This window comes from Microcoleus sp. AS-A8 (assembly GCA_039962225.1).
Classification (GTDB): domain Bacteria; phylum Cyanobacteriota; class Cyanobacteriia; order Cyanobacteriales; family Coleofasciculaceae; genus Allocoleopsis.
Genome location: JAMPKV010000001.1, coordinates 829,076 through 841,231 on the forward strand (window position 1 = coordinate 829,076; position 12,156 = coordinate 841,231).

Annotated in this window: 7 protein-coding genes; 4 read left to right on the forward strand and 3 right to left on the reverse strand. The window is 49.3% G+C overall.

Annotated features, from left to right (window positions below):
- Positions 1-3 precede the first annotated feature (3 nt).
- The 3 genes from NDI48_03185 to NDI48_03195 form a co-directional block, all read right to left on the reverse strand.
- Positions 4-1,707 (reverse strand): SpoIIE family protein phosphatase, encoded by a 1,704-nt coding sequence (locus NDI48_03185; GenBank protein MEP0830206.1) that lies wholly within the window; start codon positions 1,705-1,707, stop codon positions 4-6.
- Positions 1,708-1,857: 150 nt separating this feature from the next.
- Positions 1,858-2,283 carry a hypothetical protein gene (locus NDI48_03190; GenBank protein ID MEP0830207.1) on the reverse strand — a complete coding sequence of 142 codons (426 nt, stop codon included), beginning with the start codon at positions 2,281-2,283 and terminating at the stop codon, positions 1,858-1,860.
- Between the two features lie 96 nt (positions 2,284-2,379).
- A complete protein-coding gene (locus NDI48_03195; GenBank protein MEP0830208.1) occupies positions 2,380-3,099 on the reverse strand; it encodes a response regulator transcription factor in 720 nt (239 codons plus the stop codon).
- A 237-nt stretch (positions 3,100-3,336) separates the two neighbouring features.
- On the opposite strand from NDI48_03195, the gene NDI48_03200 reads away from it, so the two are divergent.
- From NDI48_03200 to NDI48_03215, 4 genes are all read left to right on the forward strand, one after another.
- A complete protein-coding gene (locus tag NDI48_03200) occupies positions 3,337-5,865 on the forward strand; it encodes a PAS domain-containing protein (GenBank protein ID MEP0830209.1) in 2,529 nt (842 codons plus the stop codon).
- Positions 5,866-5,968: 103 nt separating this feature from the next.
- Positions 5,969-8,524 carry a PAS domain S-box protein gene (locus NDI48_03205; GenBank protein MEP0830210.1) on the forward strand — a complete coding sequence of 852 codons (2,556 nt, stop codon included), beginning with the start codon at positions 5,969-5,971 and terminating at the stop codon, positions 8,522-8,524.
- Between the two features lie 12 nt (positions 8,525-8,536).
- Complete coding sequence (locus tag NDI48_03210) at positions 8,537-8,965, forward strand: response regulator (protein ID MEP0830211.1); 429 nt, start codon at positions 8,537-8,539, stop codon at positions 8,963-8,965.
- Between the two features lie 177 nt (positions 8,966-9,142).
- A complete protein-coding gene (locus NDI48_03215) occupies positions 9,143-12,001 on the forward strand; it encodes an ATP-binding protein (GenBank protein MEP0830212.1) in 2,859 nt (952 codons plus the stop codon).
- Positions 12,002-12,156 lie beyond the last annotated feature (155 nt).

Here is a 12,156-nt window from a genome sequence, read left to right on the forward strand (position 1 = left end):
GAATTACAGAACCTCCAGAGAAAGGATAGTTTGGTCATCTTCCTGAACATTGTTCGTGCGTTCTCGGATATGAGCTAATAAATTGGTGAGGTCAAAAGGCTCTGGCTCCTCCAGCAGGAGTTGCCAAAGCCCCGGTGATCCAAGCATTGAATTGGTTCGTGATTCCTCATTTTTAGTAAAGCCACTTCTGGCCAGCGTTTCGATAACCGTTGCCTCTGTGATGCCATCACTAGTTAACAGTACGATGTCACCAGGATTTAACGTTAAAATTCCGGCGTTGGCCTTCCAAATCGGTAAAATTCCTAGGGGAACGCCACGAACTTTCAGATAATTAGGCTCCACTGTCACATTTTTTTCAGATGTGCTTTGCTGCTCAACAACCAAGCGGTGAGACCAAACAATGGGATAAATGTGACCGGAATTGGCGTAAACGAACTGCCGTGTTGTTGGCGTATAACGAGCCAGTACCATCGTGATGAAGCAGTTGGTGCTGAACAAATCATCGGACATGATGCTATTGAGATTTCGCATCACAATTTCCGGTTCTGGAGAGGATTCTTGAGCCAGTTCCCGCCGCAAGATAGAAATCGCACTAGCCATGAATAGGGCGGCTGGAACACCCTTGCCAGAAACATCGCCCACGGCTAGCCACACATCCCCCTGAGGATGAACGTAAACTTCAAAAAAATCGCCACCCACCTCTCGTGCTGGATAGCAGTGGGCTTGCACCTGAGCACCTTGAACCTCCGGCCAACTTTGACGCAGCAGGTTGTTTTGAATTTGACGAGCCACTTGTAGCTCATCACGCATTTGCTGAGCCATCAACAGCGTACTTTGGTAAAGTTTAGCCTGGGAAATCGCTAAAGCCGCCTGCTCACCTACCGACTCAATGAGCTGAATGTCTTCAGGCTTCCAAGGGTGTTCGCTCCCTTGCTGGTAGAGAGACAAAACCGCCATGATTTGTTGTTGGAAAATTAGGGGAACGACAAGGTACACCGAAGGATGCCCCTGTGTGTTGTCGTGAACAATCTCTGTTTTTTGAGTTTCTAGGACACGTTGCAGAATTGATGCGGTATGGGGAATCGAGCAGGAGGCGGCTTCCGTATCCGCTTGGTAAAAGAAAGACTCTGGGAGCAGTTGCTCACCATCTACAGGTTGTAGCAGGCAACCCGTTGCCTCAAAATTGCGACCAATCATGGTGACAACCGTTTGCAGCATACTCTTATAGTCGAGTGACTCGCGAATCGCCGTTGTCACCACATTAAAGAGTTCTTCTCGTCGCAAGGCGCGGCGAAGTTCATGGGTTCTTTGCTTCAGGACTCGGTAGGTATCGGCGGCTTGTTGAACAACTGCTTTAAGATGTTCGGGATTCCAAGGCTTGGTAATGTATTTAAACACCTTGCCTGAGTTAATCGCTTCCACCAAATCTTCAACATCAGTGTACCCCGTTAACAGAATGCGAATAGTATCAGGGAAACGGTCAACGGTCTTGCTTAAGAATTCTGTTCCGTTCATCAGGGGCATCCGCTGATCAGAAATAATCACAGCCATCTCCCCTTGAGTTTTCAACAAGTTCAGAGCACTCACAGCCCCATCCGCTTTGAAGACTTGAAAATCTCGTCGGAATGTTCTATACAGCAAATCCAGGTTGTCAGGCTCGTCGTCCACCACCATTAGTTTAAGTCTGCTTTGATCTGCCTGACTCATTTGCTTACTCCAGATCCAGGTTAGTTAGAGACGACAGCTTGAGGATTAGCCGATTGGTTCGGGGGAGACTGTTTCTAGTTACCAACCACAATTCTCTAAGCTTTCTTTCCACTTGAGATGCCCCTGGGATTTGACTCAGTGGTGCGCCGCTTAATCACTAAAAGTATCTTCTCCACGGGTTACTGAAACTGTTGATCTATCACATTCTCTGTGACCGCATGGGCTTAAAGCATCGAAATACTCATCCATCCGAGAACTATCGTAAATCAGGTAGCCCGATACCAAAACGCTCACTAGCGCTAACATTTTCTTTGTTTCACCCTGATCATCCTTGAAACAGCTTAACCGCCGAGCCGCTTGGCCAGAAATCTTGACCGATTTGGGTTTTATCCCTTGTGGAAGTCGCTCTTGATCATTACTGTTTTGAACCTTAACACCATAAATGAGCGTCTGGTTGACTAGCAATGGTTCACCCAATGACTCCAGAAGTCTCAAGTGCAGATTGAATGTTAGCGCACAGACATTCTCTTGGGAATGATTATCATCCGTCATCCGTTCCGACTTGAGATGAGACAAGCCAGCAGTAGGGAGTACCGCTGGCTCTGGATTAGTACGTCTATAGACGCCCTCTGATGGGGAAGGTGACTGATATCATCCCTAGGAAATGAGTACTTAACCCACCAAGCCCGAACGAAGGGCGCGGACAGCCGCTTGTGTTCGGTCATCAGCACACAGCTTATTCAAGATATTCCGGACATGAGTTTTGACGGTACCGACCGTGATGTATAGTCTTTCAGCGATCGCGGCATTACTGCAACCTTCAACGATTAGCTGCAAAACCTCTAATTCCCGCTCTGTCAAGGGGTCAGCTTCAATCAATTTGCTATATTCCGATTCAGTGGCGTTGATCGTCACGGTTTTGAGTGCCGCTGCCGTCTCTGCCCCCCTGTCCATGGACTTGGTTTTCTTCAGAACAATTTTAGCGATCGCCGGATCAATCCAAGCATTCCCTTCGTTGGTGACTTGTATCGCTTCTAGTAAATTATCAAAGCTGATATTTTTCATGCAGTAAGAATCAGCACCAGCCGCGAAAGCCGCTAACACAGCGTCTTCGTTATCCTGCAACGTCAGTACCAGAATTCGGGTTTGAGTCTCCTCATCCGCAGCCCTAGCATCTTTAAAGCGCCTTGTCAATTCAATCCCATCCATATCGGGAAGACCAATGTCAACGATCCCGATATCCGGTCTGGACGTTTCCAATAAGTTCAGACCTTCAGCCGCATTGGCGGCCTCACCCACAAATTCAATTTCACTACGCTGTTGCAGCGCTGTTCTAATCCCGACCCGTGTTAGGTCATGGTCTTCAATGAGAGCAACACGAATTTTACTCATCTTTCACGTCCAGGCTGTGGAATTTTCTAGCTCTTACACAGGAAGTTTATGAAGTTCTGGCCAAGCGTCGAGTGATGTCCACCCAGCGGTAGGGGTAGGGATTTCAGTACTTCAGATACATTCTGAATAATACTGTAATTAAACAAACGTCTTCTACCATTGGCTTAAATTAAAGGCTTGGTGGAGACACCTTAAACTTTTAATTTTGGAGCTAAAACTCTTTAAAAGAATCCGTATATGGATATATCCTTTAATCCCAATTTATCTACCTCTGGCAACGATTTTGACGATTTGCAAAATCCCCAGAGCCTTGCTCGACGCCTAGAGACCAGTGAAGCCAGAATCTACGGTCTTCTGGCCACCCTACCTCAAATTGTTTGGCTGGCACAAGTCAATGGCTCAGTCACTAATTTTAACCCCCGTTGGTATGAGTATACCGGTTTAACAGCCTCAGAATCACTGGGCTGGGGATTTCTCAAGGCCATACATTCAGAAGACCGTGATGGCTTGCGGCAGAGCTATCTCGCCAGCGCTGTCGCGGGTGGGCCGATGGCGTCCAACCGGGAGGAAGGCGACCCAATTGAATGCCGCATTCGTGGCTCAGACGGGACTTACCGCTGGTTTATTGGGCAACGAAGGCCAGTCAGGGATACACAGGGTCAAGTTTTAGAATGGGTGGCTATTTACACCCTCAAGGATCAGCCTCTTTACCCCATCAACAATAGCGTTTCTGATCCGGGGGGAGGGGAGTGGGGCATCGACCCTTCAGGGCAGAGGGCAAGGGCAGCTGCCTTCGCCCTTTTTCCTTTTGTCAGTTCTCCCAGCTACCCAGACGTCCCTCTGGGTTGCCAAGATGCAAAATCCTCTGGGCGACGAATTGAACTCACTCCCCTGTTAGGGACAGACACTCCGCCACCAGCGACATTATCCCGGAGGGAATCAACCTTAGGTGACACCCCTCAGTCCGGTCAACACCGCCGTCGAAATTGGGTCAATGAACTGTCTCACACCATTATTTGGGAAACGGATGCCACAACCGAACACTTTACCTTTGTCAGCCACAGTGCGGAGCAGGTATTGGGTTATCCAGTGGAGCACTGGCTGGAAAAGCCGGATTTTTGGGTGAATTTGATTCATCCCGAAGATCGGCAGTGGACTGTGGCGGTATGCCGTAAGAAAATGGTTCAAGACCGAGATTATGAATTGGAGTATCGATGTTTAACCGCCGATCAGCGAGTCGTCTGGTTGCGCGATCGCGCCTATGTGATTCGTGACGAACAGGGACGGGTACAAAAGCGTCGTGGGCTGATGGTGGATATTACCTTTGCCAAGCAAGCGGAAGTCGAACTGCAAGTGCGTCTTCGTCAGCAAGCCGCGATCGCCCAACTCGGTCAACAGGCGCTCTTGCGTACCCCCTTGTCTACCCTCATGGACGAATGCCTTGCTCTAATCTGCCAAATCCTAGGAGTTGAGTATTGTCTAGTGTGGGAATGGCTTCCTAATGACAATACCTTGAAACTCCGAGCCGGCGTCGGATGGCGGGATGGGTTAGTCGGGCAAGCGCTAATTGACGCCAGCGCCAATACACAGGCGGGTTATACCCTGCAATCAGGTCAACCGGTGGTTGTGGAAAACCTGTGCAACGAAACCCGCTTTCAAGGTTCACCCTTGCTTCACGAGCATGGCATTCGCAGTGGTCTTAGTGTGATTATGGGGGGAACGTCCTTGTCCCGACAACCGCAAGGAGATCAGGAGATAAGGAATGCAGCTTTAGTGAGCCAACAAGAGCCACACAATTCCTCAAGTCAAATTGAACCCACCACTTTCACCCCGTCCCTCCTCCCTCAATCGCCGTTACCCTCCTCTCTCCAACGACGGTCCCCCTCGGAACTCAATTGTGCAACATTATCCCCTCAACCCTGGGGCGTTTTAGCGGCTCACACGAGTAGACAACGGGTGTTTAGCCAGAGTGATGTGGATTTTCTCCAGTCTGTCGCTAACGTCCTAGCCGGAGCCATGCAGTCTCAGCAAACCGATGCAGCCCTCGACGAGGCCACAGCCCAACTGGCTCAAACCGCAGCGGCCTTAGAAAAGCGCTGCAAAGAACTTGACGAATTTGCCTATATCACCTCTCATGATTTAAAAGCACCGCTACGTGCGATCGCGAATTTATCGCAGTGGATTGAGGAAGATATTGCCAACCAACTCAACCCAGAAAACCTGCATCAACTCCAACTGCTACGGGGAAGAGTTTACCGCTTAGAATCCCTGATCGAGGGTCTATTGCAGTATTCTCGTGCAGGACGCCTGAAATCAGAGCCACAAGATGTGGATGTTGCCTTGTTGTTAAAACAAGTGATCGATACCTTGAATCCACCGGCTCAATTTATGATTACCGTTGCGCCAGAAATGCCCACGCTGCTCACGGAGCGCTTACCCCTTGAGCAAGTCTTTACTCAGCTGATTGACAATGCGATTAAACACCACCCCTTAGTAGATGGAACGGTGAAGATTGGCGTTCAGGAGCAATCCGATGCTTATGAGTTTACGGTGGTCGATGATGGTTTGGGCATCGCGCCTCAGTTTCATGAAAGAGTGTTTGGCATCTTTCAGACGCTACAAGCCAAGGACACCCTAGAGAGCACAGGGTTAGGCTTAGCGATCGTCAAACGCATTGTAGAAGGCAAAGGAGGTACCATCCGTTTAGAATCTCAAGAAGGTCAGGGTGCAACATTTTATTTCACCTGGCCCAAGGTGTTGCGCTGAGTATTGCTTAAAACAAGGGATGAAAAGAGAATCGGGGGAGTATTTAGATATAAACTCTTCTCACCCTTGTTTTTGTGATGATTTGTACTTGCACAAATGAATCATGGACGCCTCAAAATTTTCGAGCGATCGGCTTAAGTTCCCATCGGATGTTTCGGTGCGTGGGCGAGGCGCTGTTATTATCTCGATTCCAGTGATTTGCTTGTTAGCTTCGATTTTGGTGATTGCTGTTTTGCGTTCTCAAACAATTGCGGTTCGAGAACAGGAGCAACAAACTCAGAAAACGGTTACAGATACCAGCCGCTTGCTGAAAGAGCTAATTGAGGCAGAGACAGGGGTTCGAGGGTATGTGATTACCAGGCGTCCAGAATTTCTGCAACCTTATTTACAGGCTAAAGCTTTATTCCCTGAGTCGCTGGACGCCCTTTACACTCAAGTCAAAAACAATCCTGCACGGCGTCAACTATTCCAAGAAATTCCATCATTAGTCCGTCAACAATTTCGGCTTTTAGAGCAGACGCTAGAGACAAGTGATCGGCAAGGAGCCACAACCGGCGGATCGGCCCTGATCACGGAGCGGTTGCAAGAGAGCCGATTGAACATGGATGAGTTGCGCCAGGAAATTTCCCAGTTTTATGAGCAAGAAAAACGCTGGCAGACCGATCGCCAAGCCCAAGCCTTCCTGTGGGCGAGGGTAACGACGATCGTACAGTGGATCTGTTTAGGGGTAGGTCTGCTGGGTTCTGGAGCCGCCCTGTACCTATTTAATCAGTTAGACCAAGAGCGACGCCAACAGGCAAGCAGCTTGCGAACGAGCAATTTATACTTACAGGCGGTGTTCGATCATGTTGTCGATGGCATCATCATTGTCAATTTGCGCGGCTACATTCAATCGGCGAATGCTGCAACTGGAGATATCTTTGGTTATGAACCGGGTGAACTTCAAGGGGTACACCTGCAACGACTCATGGCAGAACTGTTTGCAGAAGATAGTGGTCAAGCGATGAAGTCTTTGGTGGGGAAGAATCAAGACAAGCTACGCCTGCAACAGGAAACAGTAGGCCGTCAAAAGAATGGTCAAATCTTCCCAATGGAGTTTGCGCTCAGTGAGATGCAGCTAGACAATGAGCATCTGTTTATTGCGATTGTGCGTGACATCACAGAGCGTAAACAATCCCAAGAAACCTTGCTCAAACAAGCCCAGTTGCTCAATTTAGCCAATGACACTATTATCGTGCGTGACCTCAACGACACTATTACTTATTGGAATCAAGGAGCGCAACGGCTTTATGGTTTTTCACAGGCAGAAGCCGTGGGTCAATGTGTTTACAGCCTCCTTAAAACAGAACTGCCTCAACCCCCAGAGGAGATCGAAGACACGTTGTTCCAGCAAGGATACTGGAGTGGTGAACTGGTGCATTCCCGACGGGATGGTAGCCGTGTTTTCGTCAAGAGCGGCTGGACATTACAACGGGACGAGACAGGGATGCCATTGGCTTTCTTGGAAATTAATCAGGACATTACAGAACGCAAGCAAGCGGAAGCGGCTCTACGAAAGAGCGAAGAGTTATATCGCACCCTAGTGAAAAATTTCCCCAATGGAGCCGTATTTCTGTTTGATGAACACATGCGGTACTCCATTGCCGAAGGGACGGGATTAGCCACCGTTAATCTTAATAGTGAATCGCTGATCGGGAAGACGATTTGGGAGACATTACCCCTGGAAACGGCTCAAATCTTAGAGCCAATTTATCGTGAGGCACTCAAGGGTAAAAGTACAGTGACAGAAATTCCCTTTAGCGATCGCTTTTACTGTGTCCATGTCCTACCGGTCACCAACGAAGACGGTGAAATTTTGTTGGGGATGACGATGACGCAAGATATCACCGAGAGTAAAAAAGCGGAACAAGCGTTGCGATCGCGTGCGGATGAATTGGCTCGACTCAGCACAGTGCTTGCCCAAACCACGTCAAACCTAGAGAAGCGAAATGCCGAACTCGATCAATTTGCCTATATTGTATCTCATGACCTCAAGGCTCCCTTAAGGGCGATCGCCAACCTCGCACAGTGGCTGGAGGAAGACCTCGCACATTGCTTAACCGAAGAAACTCGGCATCAAATGGACTTGCTCCAAGGCCGTGTCCATCGCATGGAAGCTTTGATTAATGGTCTTTTACAGTACTCCCGTGTTGGACGTTTCCGCACAGAGTTAGAACTCGTGGATATGGATTTGTTACTAGCCGAGGTGATTGATTCATTGGCTCCCCCACCCGAATTTACCGTCACGGTGATGCCGGAAATGCCGACGCTTTGGATCGAACGAGTGCCCCTGGCACAAATCTTTGCCAATTTAATCGGCAATGGGATTAAGCATCATCACCGCAGGGATGGGCAAATTGTCATTTCCGCACAAGAACACCCAGACTCTTACGAGTTTGCCGTTGCTGATAATGGCCCAGGCATTGCCCCTGAGTTCCATGAAAAAGTGTTTGTCATATTTCAAACCCTAGAACCCCGTGACAAGGTAGAAAGCACGGGCGTTGGTTTAGCGATTGTGAAAAAGATTATTGAAGATAAGGGCGGAACGATTATCCTAGAATCCGCTCCAAGTCAGGGAGCCACATTTCGCTTCACCTGGCCTAAACAACCGATGGCATGAGGGCCTTAAGAAATGAATGATAAACAAACCAGCGTTTTACTGATCGATGACGACGAAGTCGATGTGATGACAGTCAAACGAGCTTTTAAAAAAAACAACATTACAAATCCTTTGTACGTGGCGGCAAATGGTGTCGAAGCCTTAGCCCTATTGCGGAGCAACGAACTGCCCAAACTGTTACCCGGACAGCGAAGACTAATCTTATTGGATCTGAATATGCCCAAAATGGGTGGTATTGAGTTTCTGCGAGAGTTACGGGCTGACTCTGAACTCCGAGTTCTCCCTGTCATCGTGCTGACGACTTCCAATGAGGATAAAGATAAAGTAGAAGCTTATAATCTCAATGTTGCTGGATATATCATCAAGCCAGTAACATTTGCGAAATTTGTAGAAGCGGTGGCTACGCTGAATAAATATTGGATGCTGAGTGAGATGCCTTGAAAGCTGAGCTTTGGGAGCGTTGGTATTGACGAGTACCTTTTCAAAACTACTTATTTTGATATGAGTTAAGGAAAATCAACCTACCGCAGTGTAGAGATAAAAAGCGCGTAAATTTTTTCAGAATAATTGTTAAAAGCCAACAGCGAGCGGCTAGCAGCTAACAGCTAACAGCTAATTATGGAAGAAATTATCAAAATCTTGGTAGTAGAAGATGATGAAGTGGATCGCATGGCGGTGAGCCGGGCGCTGAAAAGGGCTGGAATGCGAGTCGAAATCACGGCAGCGGTTGATTGCCAGAGCGCGCTGGATGCCTTGCTGCGACCGCGCCTGGGGGAGCACAGCAACGACAAAACTCAAGGAACAGAACCCGCTGACGCCACGCTTGAAGAACCCAGCTTTGATTGTGTTCTACTCGATTATCGCCTGCCCGATGGCGACGGCTTGGGTCTGGTTCAAGAAGTCCGGGGAATTGGCATCAAAGTGCCCTTGGTGGTGCTAACGGGTCAAGGAGACGAGCAACTGGCAGTTGAACTGATGAAAGCGGGGGCATCCGACTATCTTGCTAAAAGCAAACTCTCACCCGAAACCCTTTCACGCAGCGTTCGCAATGCTGTTCGCATCTACCGAGCTGAAAAAGAGGCGGCGTCAGCCGGCGAGCGCTTGCGGGAAAGTGAAGAACGCTACCGCTTGGTACTCGAAGGTTCCAATGATGGGATTTGGGATTGGGACTTGACCACCCATGCCATCTATTGCAATGACCGCCTCTATGAAATTACTGGCTTGTCAGCCGATGAGGTGGTGATTCGTTACGATCTGGTTTGTCAGTTGGTACATCCGGATGATCGCATCAGAATTAGTCAGGCTGTCGCCGCTCACCTGCAAGATAATGTTGAACTTGATGTCGAATTTCGGCTATTGCATAGCTCTGGAGAATATCGCTATTGCATGGCACGGGGGAAAGCTTGGCGAAATGCACAAAGGAAGCCCTTCCGGATGTCAGGCGTGATCAGCGACATTACCGAACGGAAACGAGCGGAAGAATCGTTGCGATTCTTGGCGGAGGCGAGTGCGATGCTTTCAGCCTCTTTGGACTACGAAAAGACGTTGGAAAGCCTCGCCCGACTCGCCGTGCCTTTCCTAGCCGATTTGTGCATTGTCGATATTATCGAAAACGGCGTCGTGCGGCGCATGGGGGTCGCTCATGCTGACCCCACGCGGCAGGAGCAAGTCCGAAAACTGCACCATTTATACCCACCTCACCTCGACGGCACACATCCCGCGATCAAGGTGATACAGACGGGGATCGCCATCTTAGTTTCGGAAATGGCGGAGCAGGAATGGATCGGAGCTACTTACAATGCCGAACACCTGGAAATTGTACAGGACATGAGCTTCAAGTCCTATATGACTGTACCCCTTTTAGTGCGGGGGCGGACTCTGGGGGCAATTTCTTTGGTCTCTACTCAACCAAGCCGTCGCTATAGACCTGCCGACTTGGCGCTGGCAGAGGAAATCGCCCGTCGTGCGGCGTTATCCCTAGAGAATGGTCAGCTTTATCGGGAGACACAAGAGACGAGTGAAAACCTGCGTCAGGCTATTTTGATTCTAGGAGAACAACAACAGCAACTGCGAACGTTACAACAGCTTACCAATCTCCTGAACCAGCGTTTAACGAACCTGCCTGGTCTGTTGCGAGAGATGGCGGAGGCGGTGGCAGGTGCGATTCCCGGTGCCCAGTTTTGTTGCATCATGCTGAATAACCCCCAGTGCGATGGACTGGTGTTAACGGTGATGGCGGGGATTGAGACGGAAAAGCTGCGATTGGAACATGCCTTTTCGCCACAGGGGGGGTTGCTCTCTAAAGTCTTCTCGACCGGAGAATCTCAGTTAATTCAAACTCAAGAGGGTGAATCGCCGTCCTCACAGAAGGCTCCAGCGGCCATTTACGCGGTGGCGATTGAGTCGGTGCAATCGGGACGTTTAGGAGTGCTAGCGATCGGAAATTGGCAAGATCAGAATGCCTTTGATGAGGAAGACCGGAATCTGCTCGTGGCGGTCGGGGAACAAGCTGCGATCGCCATTGACAATGCTCGCATGATTAAAGCCTTGGAGGAGCAAGAAAAACGTTTAGAAGACCAAAATGACATGCTGGCTCAGAAGAATCAAGAACTGGAAAACCAGCGACAGCAGCTTCAGCTCAATAACCTGCAATTGTTAGAAGCGGCACGGCTGAAATCTCAGTTTCTCGCCACCATGTCCCATGAGTTGCGTACACCGATGAACGCGGTGATTGGGTTTTCTCAGTTGCTTTTGCGCCAGCGTCAAAACTCATTGGCACCGAAACAAGTCGATATGATGAAGCGCATTCTCGACAATGGTAAACACCTGTTGGCGCTGATTAATGAAATCCTTGACCTCTCGAAAATTGAGGCGGGACGTTTGGAGTTGAAGCTGGAAACGTTTAACCTGATGGCGTTAGTTAGGGCAACGGTGGATGAGTTGCGATCGCTGGCGGATGAGAGGCACTTAACGCTCCATGTCCACAACCATCTACAAAATGCCAATGTGATTAATGATAGCGTTCGCCTGCGCCAGGTCTTGGTCAATCTCCTCTCTAATGGGATTAAGTTTACCGAGGTGGGCAGTGTGGAGGTGGAGGTGAAGGAGATTGCTCCTAATCGCTTGGCCATTGCAGTCAAGGATACAGGCATTGGTATTGCCGAAGAGGAGTTAGGACATATTTTTGAGGAGTTCCGGCAAATTGATCAGACAACCACTCGTCGGTATCCGGGTACAGGGTTAGGGCTAGCCATTACCAAATCCTTAGTGGAGTTGATGCAGGGAACCATTGAGGTTGAGAGTCAACTCGGTCAAGGGTCTACTTTCCGCATCGAACTGCCCAGGACTGTCAAACCCTCCAACCAAAGCCTTCCTCTTACAGGCCAAAGAGTCACTCAGCTTGGAGCCAGTTCTGTAGAGCAAGCGACTTTGACTACTGCGTTGGAAAAGCCTCGTGCTGGGAGGTTACTGTATTAAGTGTCTGGCCTCTAGCCTACGGCTTTGTCCTTGCATCTCTCCATGAACTACCCCGCCCTACGTTGTTGAGGGCGGGGTTTCTGCGACCTCGCCCGTAGGATGGTGTTTTGAACGCTTCAGCGACCCCAGTTGCTTCATCCCTCCACAAGATTTCC